General features: G+C 44.0%; 12 protein-coding genes and 1 other annotated feature. Of the genes, 9 read left to right on the plus strand and 3 right to left on the minus strand.

Annotation, left to right across the window (positions count from 1 at the left end; genetic code table 11):
* The first annotated feature begins 6 nt into the window (after nucleotides 1-6).
* The 7 genes from IOC57_RS00975 to ysxE all read left to right on the plus strand — a co-directional run bounded on the left by IOC57_RS00975 (nucleotide 7) and on the right by ysxE (nucleotide 7,843).
* Nucleotides 7-837, plus strand: coding sequence for a cytochrome C assembly family protein (locus tag IOC57_RS00975; protein ID WP_207436963.1), 831 nt, complete (start codon nucleotides 7-9; stop codon nucleotides 835-837).
* 9 nt (nucleotides 838-846) lie between these two features.
* Nucleotides 847-1,779: a hydroxymethylbilane synthase gene (hemC, locus tag IOC57_RS00980; protein WP_207436964.1), complete on the plus strand. Its 933-nt coding sequence runs from the start codon at nucleotides 847-849 to the stop codon at nucleotides 1,777-1,779.
* On the plus strand, nucleotides 1,779-2,576 hold the full coding sequence (locus IOC57_RS00985) for a uroporphyrinogen-III synthase (protein ID WP_207436965.1): 798 nt from the start codon (nucleotides 1,779-1,781) through the stop codon (nucleotides 2,574-2,576). The genes hemC and IOC57_RS00985 overlap by 1 nt, the downstream gene beginning before the upstream one ends.
* Entirely contained in the window at nucleotides 2,573-3,568 is a 996-nt protein-coding gene (gene hemB, locus IOC57_RS00990) for a porphobilinogen synthase (RefSeq protein ID WP_207436966.1), read from the plus strand. The genes IOC57_RS00985 and hemB overlap by 4 nt, the downstream gene beginning before the upstream one ends.
* Nucleotides 3,569-3,604: 36 nt before the next feature.
* Nucleotides 3,605-4,894, plus strand: coding sequence for a glutamate-1-semialdehyde 2,1-aminomutase (gene hemL, locus IOC57_RS00995; RefSeq protein WP_207436967.1), 1,290 nt, complete (start codon nucleotides 3,605-3,607; stop codon nucleotides 4,892-4,894).
* A gap of 373 nt (nucleotides 4,895-5,267) precedes the next feature.
* Entirely contained in the window at nucleotides 5,268-6,677 is a 1,410-nt protein-coding gene (gene spoVID, locus IOC57_RS01000; RefSeq protein WP_207436968.1) for a stage VI sporulation protein D, read from the plus strand.
* A gap of 95 nt (nucleotides 6,678-6,772) precedes the next feature.
* Nucleotides 6,773-7,843 (plus strand): spore coat protein YsxE, encoded by a 1,071-nt coding sequence (ysxE, locus tag IOC57_RS01005; protein ID WP_309487653.1) that lies wholly within the window; start codon nucleotides 6,773-6,775, stop codon nucleotides 7,841-7,843.
* A 57-nt stretch (nucleotides 7,844-7,900) separates the two neighbouring features.
* Here ysxE and IOC57_RS01010 read toward each other — a convergent pair whose 3' ends face one another.
* Nucleotides 7,901-8,095, minus strand: a complete 195-nt coding sequence (locus IOC57_RS01010) for a hypothetical protein (protein ID WP_207436969.1) — start codon at nucleotides 8,093-8,095, stop codon at nucleotides 7,901-7,903.
* A 226-nt stretch (nucleotides 8,096-8,321) separates the two neighbouring features.
* Nucleotides 8,322-8,550: a binding site (T-box leader), on the plus strand.
* 41 nt (nucleotides 8,551-8,591) lie between these two features.
* Here IOC57_RS01010 and IOC57_RS01015 point away from each other — a divergent pair.
* Entirely contained in the window at nucleotides 8,592-11,243 is a 2,652-nt protein-coding gene (locus IOC57_RS01015; RefSeq protein ID WP_207436970.1) for a valine--tRNA ligase, read from the plus strand.
* 75 nt (nucleotides 11,244-11,318) lie between these two features.
* Here IOC57_RS01015 and IOC57_RS01020 read toward each other — a convergent pair whose 3' ends face one another.
* On the minus strand, nucleotides 11,319-12,161 hold the full coding sequence (locus IOC57_RS01020) for an ATP-grasp domain-containing protein (protein ID WP_207436971.1): 843 nt from the start codon (nucleotides 12,159-12,161) through the stop codon (nucleotides 11,319-11,321).
* Complete coding sequence (locus IOC57_RS01025; RefSeq protein WP_207436972.1) at nucleotides 12,130-13,071, minus strand: ATP-grasp domain-containing protein; 942 nt, start codon at nucleotides 13,069-13,071, stop codon at nucleotides 12,130-12,132. The genes IOC57_RS01020 and IOC57_RS01025 overlap by 32 nt, the downstream gene beginning before the upstream one ends.
* A 98-nt stretch (nucleotides 13,072-13,169) precedes the next feature.
* Between IOC57_RS01025 and IOC57_RS01030 the strand changes: the two genes are divergently transcribed.
* Nucleotides 13,170-14,459, plus strand: coding sequence for a bifunctional folylpolyglutamate synthase/dihydrofolate synthase (locus IOC57_RS01030; protein ID WP_207436973.1), 1,290 nt, complete (start codon nucleotides 13,170-13,172; stop codon nucleotides 14,457-14,459).
* Nucleotides 14,460-14,748: the final 289 nt, after the last annotated feature.

The following is a 14,748-nucleotide window of genomic DNA, read 5'->3' on the forward strand; positions in this document are numbered from 1 at the left end:
GTAGATATGGAATTACTAATGACAAGATTGCATGAAGCCACTGTGTTGTTGTATGCCATCAGTATGCTTTTATATTTTATTGATTTCCTTAATAATAACCAGAAGGCGAATAGGGTCGCCTTCTGGTTGCTTTCTATTGTTTGGGTACTGCAAACAATTTTTTTGTTTCTGTATGTGTTGAAAACGGGAAGGTTCCCGGTATTGACGATATTCGAAGGCCTATATTTTTATGCATGGGTCCTCATATCATTATCTTTAATCATTAATCGATTGCTAAGAGTCGATTTTACGGTCTTTTTTACGAATGTATTAGGTTTCATGGTTATGGCCATCCATACCTTTGCACCTGTTCAGATAGAATCTCAAGTGCTTGCACAGCGTCTGGTTTCAGAGCTATTGCTCATACATATCACTTTTGCCATCCTATCTTATGGGGCATTCACGCTTTCTTTCGTTTTTTCTCTTTTATACTTAATTCAATATGATTTATTGAAACGGAAGAAGTGGGGAAAGCGCCTGCTTCGACTCGGTGATTTGACAAAGCTCGAGCATATGTCTTATGTCCTTGCAGTGATAGGCGTTCCATTATTAGTGGTCTCCCTCATTCTGGGGATTCAATGGGCTTATATAAAAGTGCCTGGGGTTTCCTGGCTGGACACGAAGATCATTGGCTCATTTATTTTGCTTATCGGATACAGTGTGTTTTTATACTTGAAAATTCGGAAACAAATGTATGGAAGGACGCTAGCCTTTCTGAATATTGGATCTTTCATGATTGTGTTAATTAACTTTTTCCTTTTCGGAAGCCTTTCAACATTCCACTTTTGGAATACATAGGAGGAAACTATGAGAAAAATAATTGTCGGTTCTAGACGTAGTAAATTAGCGATCACCCAAACGAACTGGGTAATCGATCAACTTAAAGAACTTGGGGTCCCTTACGAGTTCGAGGTGAAGGAAATTGTCACAAAGGGTGATCAAATCCTTGATGTAACACTTTCCAAGGTAGGCGGAAAGGGCTTATTCGTTAAAGAAATCGAACAAGCGATGCTGGATAAAGAAATTGATATGGCAGTACATAGTATGAAAGATATGCCTGCAGTGCTGCCTTCAGGCTTGACGATAGGCTGCATACCACCGAGGGAGGACCATCGGGATGCCTTGATTTCAAAGAATCAGGAAACCCTTTCCGAACTGAAGCCAGGTTCCATCATAGGTACAAGCAGCTTGCGCCGTGGCGCCCAAATTTTGGCTAGAAGGCCGGACCTTGAAATTAAATGGATTCGCGGTAATATCGATACCCGTCTGAATAAGCTGGAAACGGAAGATTATGATGCTATCATTTTAGCAGCAGCCGGTCTATCAAGGATGGGTTGGGAAAAGGGCATCGTAACGGAATTTTTAGATGAAGATATTTGCATCCCTGCAGTTGGCCAGGGAGCACTTTCCATTGAATGCCGCGAAGACGACAAAGATCTGCTGGCGGAACTTGCGAAATTGACCTGTGAAAAAACGAAAAGAACGGTTGAAGCGGAACGGGCCTTTTTGGATAAAATGGAAGGCGGATGCCAGGTGCCGATTGCCGGATTTGCGGTGGCAAAAGATAATGGATCCGTTTCCTTGACGGCTTTGGTCGCTGCCCCGGATGGAAAGGTGATTTATAAGGAAATGGTTGAGGGAGCTGACCCCGAGGCGGTTGGGCATGCTGCTGCCAAACAGATTAGCGAAATGGGCGGTAAAGAATTGATCGATCGCGTAAAAGAAGAGCTTGATCAGTAATGAATCCCGTTCAACCTCTTAAGGATTATCAAGTATTAATCACCAGAGGACAAGGACAGGCAGATGGTTTAAAAGGGTCGATCGAGAAAAATGGCGGAACTCCGCTTCTTGTGCCATTGCTTGAGTTCACTCTTCCTGATCATATGGAAGATGTGCAACAAAGGTTAAATGAGCTGCTTACATATGACTGGATCATTCTGACCAGTCAAAATGGAGTGGATTTTTTCTTTAAGCTTCTTGGTAAACCGCCTTTAAAGCTTCCGAAAATAGCCGTAATCGGCTCCAAAACAGAAGCGGCCCTGAGACGACATGGATATAAGGCGGATTTTGTTCCAGCTCAGTTTGTTGCCGAAGGGTTCGTTGCGGAGTTCAATGCCCTGCTTGATCCGGGGGCCCGCGTGTTGCTGGCAAAAGGAAATCTCGCAAGGGCGGTTATTGCGGAGGCAATCAATGAGTCGGGTGCATCCTGTGATGAAGTGATTATTTATCATACCGTTCTTCCTCGCAGCAGTGAAAAAAAACTGGTGCAGCTTATAAGGAACCATGAAATCGACATCATAACCTTTACGAGTTCATCGACGGTCAATCATTTTTTACAGATCATGAAACGCCATGAATTGGATACATACATAGACCGGATGATCATCGCATGCATCGGGCCGATTGCTGCTAAAACAGCGGAAAAACATGGGCTATCCGTCGATGTCTGTCCAGATGTTTATACGACGGATGCCATGGTTGCGGAGTTAATACGCTTTATTTTGAAAAGAAGTAAAAAGGGAGGAACTTTAAAATGAAAAACATTCCATTCAATCGCCACCGCCGCTTGCGTGCAAGTGCTGGCATGAGGGCTTTAGTCCGTGAAACACTATTGCATAAAGAGGATTTGATCTATCCGATCTTCGTCATCGACGGGGAAAATGTGAAAAATGAAATCAACTCTATGCCAGGCATCTATCAGTTATCCATGGATAACCTGGGAGCCGAAATGGATGAAGTCGTGAGTCTGGGCATTAAATCCGTCATTTTATTCGGTGTCCCTTTTGATCATGATAAAGACGAACAAGGCACAGGGGCATTTCATCACAACGGACTGGTGCAAGAGGCAACCCGCTTGATTAAAAAACAATATCCTGAAGTCATTGTCATTGCGGATACCTGCCTTTGTGAGTATACAAGCCACGGCCATTGCGGGGTCGTTGAAGGGGAAAAAATCCTCAATGACGCTTCTCTTGACCTTCTTGCCAAAACGGCAATCAGCCAGGCAGAGGCCGGTGCTGATATCATTGCCCCTTCCAATATGATGGACGGTTTCGTTGCGGCCATCCGTGTTGGTCTGGATGAAGCGGGTTATGAAGATATTCCGATCATGTCTTATGCGGTGAAATATGCTTCGGCTTTTTACGGCCCATTCCGTGATGCTGCGAATGGTGCTCCACAATTTGGCGACAGGAAAACTTATCAAATGGATCCCGCCAATCGCCTTGAAGCGTTTCGTGAAGCTGAATCCGATGTTGCTGAAGGTGCGGACTTCCTAATCGTGAAACCAGCCCTTTCCTACATGGACATCATAAGGGACGTTAAGAATAACTTTAATCTTCCGGTTGTTTCCTATAATGTCAGCGGTGAATATTCAATGGTTAAGGCGGCTGCCGAAAATGGCTGGATTGATGAAAAAGCGATAGTGATGGAAATGCTGACAGGCTTGAAACGTGCAGGTTCCGACTTGATCATTACATATTTTTCAAAAGAAGTAGCGCGCTGGATAAACGAAGATAATCAAAGATAAAAAATATTACCTGTAATGGATAAAGGGGATTGAATCATGCGGTCATATGAAAAATCGAAAAAAGCGTTTGCCGAAGCAAAAAATTTGATGCCAGGCGGCGTGAACAGCCCGGTACGTGCCTTCAAATCCGTGGACATGGATCCCATTTTCATGGAGCGAGGAAAAGGCTCAAAAATGTATGATATCGATGGAAATGAATATATCGATTATGTTCTTTCATGGGGACCGCTAATCTTGGGGCACACGAATGACCGTGTCGTGGAATCATTGAAAAAGGTAGCGGAATCCGGTACAAGCTTTGGAACCTCAACGCTGATTGAGAATGAATTGGCTAAGCTGGTCATTGAAAGGGTGCCTTCGATCGAGATGATCCGGATGGTATCCTCAGGAACTGAAGCGACAATGAGTGCACTAAGGCTGGCACGAGGCATTACAGGCCGTGATAAAATCCTGAAATTCGAAGGTTCCTATCATGGGCATGGGGATTCATTGCTAATCAAAGCGGGTTCCGGAGTTGCCACATTAGGTTTACCGGATAGCCCTGGAGTACCGGAAGGCATTGCAAAAAATACGATTACCGTAGCCTATAATGATCTTGCTGCAACCCAATATGCGTTTGAACAATTTGGCGAAGACATCGCCTGTATCATCGTAGAACCTGTTGCAGGTAATATGGGCGTGGTTCCGCCGCAACCTGGTTTCCTCGAAGGCTTACGTGAAGTGACGTCCCAATACGGAGCGCTATTGATCTTTGACGAAGTTATGACTGGATTCCGTGTCGGCTATAATTGTGCACAAGGCTATTTTGGCATCGTACCGGACCTGACTTGCCTTGGGAAAGTAATTGGCGGCGGCTTGCCTGTCGGGGCATTCGGAGGCAAGCGCGAATTCATGGAGCAAATTGCCCCGAGTGGGACAATCTATCAAGCAGGAACATTGTCTGGGAACCCTCTTGCCATGACGGCCGGCCTTGAAACGCTGAGCCAATTGACTCCAGAATCTTATGATGAGTTCACCCGAAAAGGGGATATGCTCGAAAAAGGAATAGGAGAAGCAGCGGAAAAGTACGGAGTTCCCCATACTTTCAACCGTGCCGGTTCCATGATTGGACTTTTCTTTACTAATGAAGAAGTCGTAAACTATGATACAGCAAAAACATCCGATCTAGAATTCTTTGCTTCTTACTATAGGGAAATGGCGAATCAAGGCATCTACTTGCCGCCATCACAGTTTGAAGGTTTATTCCTTTCCACTGCACATAGTGATGCAGATATCGAAAAGACCATTGCAGCGGCAGAACGGGCTTTTGCAAAATTAAAAAAATGATGCAAGGCTTCATGAATTACGGCTATATTCGATAATGATCAATTTGAACTGGCTACCATTTTTCCAAAAACTTTTGGAGAAAGGTAGCCAGTTTTTTTGAATTCAATCAGTACGTGGAAGAAGCGAATCAAACGTTGAAGGCCGAATTGACATGGAGGTGGGTTGAATAAACGTCATGCAGATTTTTTCAGGGCAATTGATATATGTAGGTATCAATTTTAGCCTGAAAGAATTGGTTCTCCTTCTTTTTAGAGGTTCAGGAAATATAAGGTCAGGATTGTTGCAAATGAAATTAAGGAATAATCAGCTTCCTTCCTTCATAGATTGATATTGGTATAGGTACCGTTTCCTGAAGCTGAAAGGAGGAGTTGTCTTGTCGCAAGAAAATGAATCGTATTTACGATTTTCTTTAGAAGAATCCGTTTGGTTCCAGAAGGGACAGGAAGTGGCTGAGCTATATTCCATTTCCCTTGATCCAAATGTGTCGATTCAAGAAAGTGATCAATATGTTTTTATACGAGGCTCGTTAGATTTAAGAGGTGAATACAAAGACTCGCAAAATGGTGAAGAAGAGGAGTTTTCGCAAACCTTTTTGCCAAAAGCGGTGCAAAAGGTCGAGAGGCACCTCAATGGACTTAATGAGTTCACACACCGTTTTCCGGTTGATATAACGATTCCGAATAATCGGATTGCCTCATTGGATGAGGTTGATGTCTCGATTCAAAGCTTTGATTATGCCCTGCCAGAGCATAACTGTTTGAAATTGCAGGCGGACCTTTTGATAACCGGAATCTATAATGATTCATATGTGGAAGAACGGTTCGATACGGAGCAGGAAGTTGGGGAAACAGAGGAACAGGAAGAAACGGATGGGGAAAATGAGTCATATATTCCTTATGCAGCTGCAGTGCCTCCAATCCCGGATTTTCAGCCTGTTTTCCGTGATGAGGAGGAAGAGGAATTATACTCTCCTTTTACTGCAGAGGCAAAACGAGTTTCTGAAGAAAACGAAGATGAAGAAGAGGAACCGATTTATTTGAGCGATCAGCATAATGCCCCAGTTTTTGAAATTCCCGTTTCGCCATATCCTGAAGAGGAGGAGTGGGAAACGGAAGTGCATAGGCAGGATGAAGTTGAGGCTGTAGAGGAAGAAGCGATGGTTGATCCGGCTTACTCCACGGAAAAGGTGCCTTCCATGGGTGAGGCGAAACTGGAGGAAGAACCGAGCAGGCAGGATTCCATGGAAAAGATGGAGATTCCTAGAGTGATATTGGGTGAAGAAGTAGGAGAAGTGCCAAGTCATGCAACCATTCATCAAAATAGCCCCGTTTCTAATTTAGAAACCGAGGATGTCATCCGGCAGGAAGTAGATGAAGTTGCAACGGGTCCTATCCTTAATGAGAATGTGAAGGTTGAGGAAGTAGAGGAATCCAATTCGTCCATAAGCGATCTATTCAAAAAGAGGGAAAGACCTGCGCCTCAGGCTAAGGAGGGTAAGAATTTCAAAGGCAGGAAACAAGCTGCGGAACGTGATGATAAAGAAACGGCCGATCAAGATGAAAAGCAGCATTCCATCATGGATTTATTCGGACGGAAACAAGAAGAAGAACTGGTAAGGATGAAGGTCTGCATTGTTCAGCAAGGGGAAACGCTTGATGACTTGGCTCAACGATATGATGTTACGGTTCAATCGATACTTTTCAGCAATGAATTGGAATCGAATCAGAACGTCCATGAAGGGCAAGTCATCTATATACCGAAGGCGGTTGCCTATAAGAATTGACCAGGACAGAGAGCAGAGCATATGGTCTGCTCCTGTTTTTTAGGTGCTAGAGGAATCGGATCGTTTAGTTTTTTTAGAGAAAGTGAGTGAGTCTCGTGAAGGAAAACGAGAATCAGCAGCATGCCAATCGGGATCGGGACACAGAGACCGTATTGAAGGAATATGCCATGTATGTACAATATATTGAGGACTTCGGGCGTGTAAAGAAAGTATACAGTGATCGCGGTACGTTTGCCTTGAAATCCATGTTACCGCAGAACGGCATGGATTTTATCAAAAATGTTCAAAAACTGTACCATCGCGGCTATAATCGGATCGTACCGATTTTTCAAACGATGGATCAGCGTTATGCCGTTCTTCATAATGGACGTTTGTATTACCTGATGCCCTGGCTCAATAATGAAAGGGATGGGGAGCGTGATGAAAAACATAAGCAAATGTTCAGGGAGCTTGCTCGGATGCATACACTTTCCGTTAAGGAAATACAAGTGGATATTGAGGAACGGGAAGCCCATTATGAGCAGACGCTTGATGCCTGGAATAACGAGAAGGAATTTATGGATGAGTATATTGTCAGTTGTGAAAAGAAGTGGTATATGTCTCCATTCGAACTGACGGTTTGTTCTTTCTACAATGATATTTCACAGGCGCTGAAGTACTCGATCAAGAAGTTTGAAACCTGGTATGAACAGACAAAGGAAAATGAAAAGGTCCGAACCGTGGTCACGCACGGAAAGTTTTCCTTGAAGCATTTCGTTTATGATGAGCGGGGATATGGATACTTCATCAATTTCGAGAATTCGAATATGGCACCGCCGCATTTCGATTTACTGCCATTTCTCGTTAAATCGGCCAGGACCTACCCTGTCCAATGCGATGACTGCGTTGACTGGCTCTATAACTATTTTCGTTATTTTCCGTTGAAAGAAGATGAATTGCTGCTCATGCAAAGTTATCTGGCATTCCCTGGATCAGCATTGGAATTAGTGAAGGGTTATTCCGATGGCAGGGACCATCGTTCGGAGCTTAATAATGTCACTCAACTGCAGCGGCAATTTTGGATGCTGAAAAATATTGAATATATGGTGATGAAAATCGAAGAAATCGAACAGCAGAAAAAGGCGGCTGCCGAGGCTGCCAAAGAAGAACAACCTCCCCCAAGCTAAATATACATGAATGGATCATCTCCAGTCATGTATATTTTTTTTGCTGTAAGGGAATAATTAAATCCATTCGAAATATAAAGACATGGCTAGGAAAATAAAGGCGATTAGCAGGAGCATATCGAAGAAAGTCGGGAAAATCAGCGTACGCAATCCTTGGAATACGATAAAGGGGACGATGAACTGCTGGCAGACCCCGCGGAATCTTTTCATCCAAGGCGGTAAAGTGTAGGGAGTATATCTTCGCTTTTTCATATGATTACCTTCCTTTATAGGACTTCTTATATTCTATGGGTGGGTGGTGGAAAAGGTGAAAAAGCCGTCACATTCATTGTTCTAGGTGGATAAAATAAAGAAATTGACCTTGAATGGATGAAATGGGATGGTTCCTGAGAAAGTAAGCGAAAAGATGATTGACTGGAGCCCCATATTTTTTGTACTATATACTATATGCATTCAATGATTTTACATATGAATATAAATCAATGCAAAGACCGGAAATAGTAAGATGAAATGCACTTTTCAGAGAGGAAACCGAATTGGTGCGAGGTTTCCAGGCAGCAGCATCCGAAGTCGTCCGCGAGCAGTCTTCGTGAACATCTTACTAGCGAAGGCCGGTGAAGAGCCGTTATCCGATTTGAGAGCCGAAAGAGATTTTTTTCTTTTTCGGAAAAAAGGTGGCACCGCGAACAACTTCCTTCGTCCTTTTGTGATGATGGAAGTTTTTTTATGCCCAAAAGGAGGAAATGATATGGAAGAGAACCAAATTTCTATGCCGACTAAATATGATTCGCAGACGATAGAGAAAGGCCGCTACAAATGGTGGCTTGATGGAAAGTTTTTCGAAACGACGGGTGACGATAAAAAAGAACCGTATACGATTGTCATCCCGCCGCCTAACGTGACAGGTAAGCTTCATCTTGGCCACGCTTGGGACACGACACTTCAAGATATATTGACACGCATGAAAAGGATGCAAGGCTATGATGTTTTATGGTTACCAGGCATGGACCATGCCGGTATCGCCACTCAAGCGAAAGTAGAACAGAAACTTCGTGAGGAAGGCGTGAGCCGTTATGACCTTGGACGTGAAAAATTCGTAGAAGAGACATGGAAATGGAAAGAGGAATACGCGAGCCATATCCGTGAACAATGGTCAAAGCTGGGTCTTGGACTTGATTATACACGTGAACGCTTCACTCTTGATGAAGGGCTTTCAAAAGCTGTGCGTGAAGTGTTCGTTTCGCTTTATAACAAGGGCTTGATTTATCGCGGCGAATACATCATCAACTGGGATCCATCAACGAAGACGGCGTTATCCGATATCGAGGTTATTTACAAAGATGTGCAGGGCGCATTTTACCATATGAAATATCCGTTGGTTGACGGATCAGGTGAAATTGAAATTGCCACCACCCGTCCAGAAACGATGCTTGGCGATACTGCTGTTGCTGTACATCCTGAAGATGACCGTTATAAACACTTGATCGGCAAAATGGTCCGCTTGCCGATTACAGGCCGGGAAATCCCGATTGTCGGTGATGATTATGTCGATATGGAATTCGGTTCAGGCGCGGTAAAAATTACCCCGGCTCATGACCCGAATGACTTCGAAATCGGGAACCGCCACGATTTGGAGCGCATCCTTGTCATGCATGAAGACGGCTCGATGAATGAAAAGGCTGGTAAATATGAAGGCATGGATCGTTTTGAATGCCGTAAACAAATCGTCAAGGACCTTCAGGAAGAAGGAGTACTCTTCAAAATCGAAGATCACCTTCACTCAGTAGGCCATTCAGAGAGAAGCGGTGCTGTTGTTGAACCATATCTTTCGACTCAATGGTTCGTTAAAATGCAGCCGCTGGCTGATGCCTCCGTTGAGCTTCAAAAAGGAACCGATGAGGAAAAAGTGCATTTCGTACCGGACCGTTTCGAAAAAACGTACCTGCATTGGATGGAAAATATCCGCGACTGGTGCATTTCCCGTCAGCTTTGGTGGGGTCACCGCATTCCTGCCTGGTATCATAAAGAAACAGGTGAAGTGTATGTAGGTAACGAAGAGCCTGCGGACGCTGAAAACTGGGAACAAGATACAGATGTTCTGGATACATGGTTCAGCTCGGCATTATGGCCATTCTCGACTATGGGCTGGCCTGACAAGGACAGTGTCGATTTCCAACGTTACTATCCAACCGGAGCACTTGTGACAGGCTATGATATCATTTTCTTCTGGGTATCGCGGATGATTTTCCAGGCACTTGAGTTCACGGGTGAACGACCATTTGAAGATGTGCTGATCCACGGCCTGGTTCGTGACGAACAGGGGCGCAAGATGAGTAAATCACTTGGAAATGGTGTCGATCCGATGGATGTAATCGATCAATACGGTGCCGATTCCCTGCGTTACTTCTTATCTACGGGAAGCTCACCTGGCCAAGACCTTCGTTATAGCACGGAAAAAGTGGAAGCGGTTTGGAACTTCTCCAATAAGATATGGAACGCATCCCGTTTTGCTTTGATGAACATGAATGGCATGACTTATGACGAAATCGATTTAAGCGGTGAGAAGTCTGTTGCCGATAAGTGGATCTTGACGCGCTTGAATGAAACGATTTCAAACGTAACCAGACTTGCGGACCGTTATGAGTTCGGTGAAGTGGGCCGTGTGCTTTACAACTTCATTTGGGATGACTTCTGTGACTGGTATATTGAAATGGCTAAGCTTCCGCTATATGGCGAAGACGAAGCAGCTAAGAAAACGACGCGTTCGATCTTGGCCTATGTATTGGATAACACGATGAGGTTGTTACACCCGTTCATGCCATTCATTACTGAAGAAATCTGGCAGAACCTACCTCATCAAGGTGAGTCCATCACTGTTGCCGCCTGGCCGGAAGTGAATGAAGGATTGACAGATACAGCTGCAGCCGAGGAAATGAAGCTGCTTGTTGAAATCATCCGCTCCGTCCGTAATATCCGTGCCGAGGTGAACACGCCGCTAAGCAAAAAAATCAATTTGATTTTAAAAGCGAAAGATGAGTCCATCTTAGGGACATTGCAGAAAAACAACAGCTATATCGAGCGTTTCTGTAATCCTGAACAATTGACGATCGGAATCGAAGTCGAAGAACCTGCTCAAGCCATGACAGCTGTCGTAACTGGCGTAGAACTGATCCTTCCGCTTACAGGACTGATCAATATTGACGAAGAAGTGAAACGTCTTGAAAAGGAACTCGACAAACTTAATAAAGAAGTTGAGCGCGTACAGAAAAAATTAGGCAACGAGGGCTTCGTTAAAAAGGCGCCGGCAAGCGTCATCGAAGAAGAACGTGCCAAGGAAAAAGACTATAGCGAAAAACGCGACTCTGTCATCCACAGGATCAGCGAACTGAAACAACTGTAAAACAAAAGGATGAACCAGCTTGAAGCTGGTTCATCCTTTTTTTGTGTCCAAATGCTATTCAAGAAAAATATTCAATCAGGAAGATATTCTTTCTTTTATGAATGTAAGGTACTCCCATACGATATTCATATCACTTAGTGCACTTAATGTCCGGCTGCCGACGACATCCTCGATTTCGTTGAGCATGAGGCTGCCGTCTTCGGCAAATATGAAATCGATACCGACCAGGCCAAAATCAAACGACCCCATTACTCTTTCAACAAGGGCTAATTCAGATGCAGTCAGCTCATATAGAGAAGCTGATCCTCCCAGCGTATAATTTGCTTTGAAACTGGAAGCGGATTCCCTAAGCACAGCAGCCTTCACTTTTTTACCAACCACAAAGACGCGGATATCCCTTCCGAATAAGCCGGGTTTTTGGACTAACCAATTTCCATCATTCAGTTCGGCAAGATCATCAGCATGCTCGATTAGATATACTTGTTTCCCGCCGCGGCCACCAGTTTCTTTAGCAATGAAAGGGAGCTCCATATCATCGGCACTCGGCCGTCCGTTACAATATACCGTATCGGCCATTGGAATCCCCAGCGAGGTCAAATATTGATGCGTCTTTGCTTTGTCATTCGCGATTTCCGATACGAAGGCGGAGTTAAAGCAAGCAATCCCCAGTTGCTCCAGCTGCTTTGTGAAAAAAGGGTCGATGGTCCGGACGATAGCAAAGTTGGGCAATGAAATTGGCTGCGCCTCATGTTCCACGTACAACTCGTTGAAACGATGACCGATCCTTAGGTCTTCCCGAAAGTGAAAGTGTAAATCAAGATCAAGCTTACGGGCTTCGTCAAGCATCCAGTCTATGTATCCCTTGTTTTTCAAGGCATCGTCACGGTTATAAATCAACCAGCCTGCTTGCTTTTTCATTAGATGCACTTCCTTTTCCTAATTCTTTCAAGATATAATCGAACATGCTATCAGCGATGTTGATGCCTGTACATTCATAAATATTCAGTAAATGCGAATTCGAATTCACTTCGCACAAGAGCGGACCTTCTTCACCGAACAACAAATCGACGCCAGCGAAGTCGGCACCCAGAATTTGCGCACATCGGATGGCGAGTTGTGCTTCTTCACTGGTTGGGATATATGGTACAGCCTGCCCCCCGGCAGTCATATTTGCTCGGAAGTCTTGTTCTGAATGACGTTGCATCGCCGCTATGACTTGATTGCCCACGACATTCACACGAATATCCCGGCCTTTACTGTGCTCGATGAATTCCTGGATGATAAATGGTTTGTGGCCAAGGTTACGAATCGTCTTTAGTAACTCATCTTCAGTTTGGATTAAATATACTTGTTCCCCAAAAGAACCGTATGCTTCCTTAACGATAAGAGGATAGCCAAGTTCATTGCCGATTTGTATAAAAGCATCCATATTGACCCTTTCAATCCCTTCGTATGTAAAAGGGGGAAACAAGGTTTTCGGCATCGGTATGCCATGCCCGGTTAATGCCTGATGTGTTTTTGCTTTGCTGTCGCAAATATCGATCGCTGTACTGCTGTTATATACGGGGATGCCGAGCAATTCCAAATGGCGTGCCAAATGAATGTCTTTATCCATGAACAGAACAAAATCAGGCAGTTTATCAAAGGCTCCTTTAATCAGTGGCACTCCTTTTTCGATTATGGGAATGAGATCTGAATTACGGATAAGGGTTGCCGTGATATCTTTCCTTTCAGCCGCCTCTTTAATGAACAAAGCTAAACTGGAAAACTTATCATGCTGTAAATAGCCGTTAACGACAATCCAACAGTGGGAATCTGAAGGTTTCATGGTAAAACACTACCTTTCATCTAGGTTAATCGTTCATATATTGATAAAATAATCTTAACGCATAAGAGCGGTATAATGAAAGGGGAGGCTCAACGATAATGGTAACAACCATGAAAGAAATCAATCATTTTTTTGAACGGCGCCAAGTACAATTGGGCATGAATTTTGGGCTATCACGGATGGAAGAATTGTTAGCTGGATTAGGTGACCCGCACAAGGCACTAAAGTATATCCACATTGCAGGATCCAACGGGAAAGGATCCACACTGCAATATATTAAAGAAATTCTACTTGCCCAAGGGATCCGGGTCGCTTCCTTCACTTCGCCTTATTTAATGCGGATGAATGAACAGCTGAAGATAAATGAGGATGAGATCAGTGATAAGGATTTCATCGCTGTCTTCCGGGAGCTTTGGCCGATCATCCAAGAGATGGACAGTAAGGGGAATGGCCCCACTCAGTTTGAAATTTTGACTGCGATGGCATTCTTTTATTTTAGCAAAAATGAAGTGGATTTGGTTTTGATGGAAACCGGTTTGGGAGGCAGGCTTGATACAACGAATGTCATTCAGCCGTTACTTTCGATCATTACCTCGATTTCTTTGGAACATACGAACATCCTGGGTAACACTCTTGGGGAGATTGCTTTTGAGAAGGCGGGCATCATTAAAAGGGGTGCGCCGATCATCAGCGGAGTCACAGGCCGGGGACCAGCAAAAGTAATCGAAGAAAAAGCATCAGCATTAGGCGTACCGTATTACCAATTAGGTAAAGACTTCCATGTGGGAAAAATAAAGCAAAGTGAACGTGGGCAAAGTTTCTCCTTTCACCTTGCCGACAGGTCCATCGAAAATGTGGAAATGCGGATGTTAGGCCGTCATCAAATGGAGAATGCGGCACTGGCCATTGCTGCTGTCACCCTAGGAATGGAAAATATCGACGAAAAAAGCATACTTAAAGGAATAGGGGAAGCGAAATGGGATGGCCGCTTTGAAAAAATATCGGATGAGCCGTTGGTGATCATTGATGGTGCCCATAATCCTGCCGGCATGGACGTACTGAAGGAAACGTTAAAATGGCATTACCCCGGCTATAAGTACCGGTTCGTATTCAGTTCATTTAAAGATAAAAATTATTCCGAGATGCTTCATGGACTGGAAATGGAAGCGGTGGAAATCATCGTTACCGAATTCGACCATGAACGGGCGGCGGATGCGAAAACGCTTTATGAAAAATGCAATCATCCGAATAAAAGGATAAACAAGGATTGGCAGGCAGCGATAACGGAGGGCAGAAGGAAAACGGGGGAAAAAGAGATTCTTATCATCACAGGGTCCCTTCATTTCCTATCACTTGTGAGGGAGTTCCTGATCAGAGAAGAAGAATAAAGGGACGTCCCTTTACTTGTGGATTTCTATTATGCGGAGAGAACTAGTGAATGATCAACTAAATCAGTGACCTGATAAAGGATCTTTTCAAAGGTCCTTTATCTTTCAACGAAGTCTCTTGAAAAGAAAAAACTCTAATAGAGGGATGGATAACAAACCGCCAAATATTTTTGTTAAAATATGTTTATATATCGTTTCCATATGACTGATGAATGGTAGGATCTATTAATAAAAAGACAGGAGGAATGTCATGAAGAACCCAAGTTTCCATTACATAGCGGAAGGGACT

This window comes from Bacillus sp. SD075, from assembly GCF_017355165.1.
Classification (GTDB): Bacteria; Bacillota; Bacilli; order Bacillales; family DSM-1321; genus Peribacillus.

Coding starts and splice junctions, on each gene's coding strand:
- IOC57_RS01020 (WP_207436971.1), bottom strand. CDS start 12,161: ATGAAAAAGCAAGCAGGCTGGTTGATTTATAACCGTGACGATGCCTTG.
- IOC57_RS00985 (WP_207436965.1), top strand. CDS start 1,779: ATGAATCCCGTTCAACCTCTTAAGGATTATCAAGTATTAATCACCAGA.
- IOC57_RS01025 (WP_207436972.1), bottom strand. CDS start 13,071: ATGAAACCTTCAGATTCCCACTGTTGGATTGTCGTTAACGGCTATTTA.
- IOC57_RS00975 (WP_207436963.1), top strand. CDS start 7: ATGGAATTACTAATGACAAGATTGCATGAAGCCACTGTGTTGTTGTAT.
- IOC57_RS01015 (WP_207436970.1), top strand. CDS start 8,592: ATGGAAGAGAACCAAATTTCTATGCCGACTAAATATGATTCGCAGACG.
- hemC (WP_207436964.1), top strand. CDS start 847: ATGAGAAAAATAATTGTCGGTTCTAGACGTAGTAAATTAGCGATCACC.
- hemL (WP_207436967.1), top strand. CDS start 3,605: ATGCGGTCATATGAAAAATCGAAAAAAGCGTTTGCCGAAGCAAAAAAT.
- hemB (WP_207436966.1), top strand. CDS start 2,573: ATGAAAAACATTCCATTCAATCGCCACCGCCGCTTGCGTGCAAGTGCT.
- IOC57_RS01030 (WP_207436973.1), top strand. CDS start 13,170: ATGGTAACAACCATGAAAGAAATCAATCATTTTTTTGAACGGCGCCAA.
- IOC57_RS01010 (WP_207436969.1), bottom strand. CDS start 8,095: ATGAAAAAGCGAAGATATACTCCCTACACTTTACCGCCTTGGATGAAA.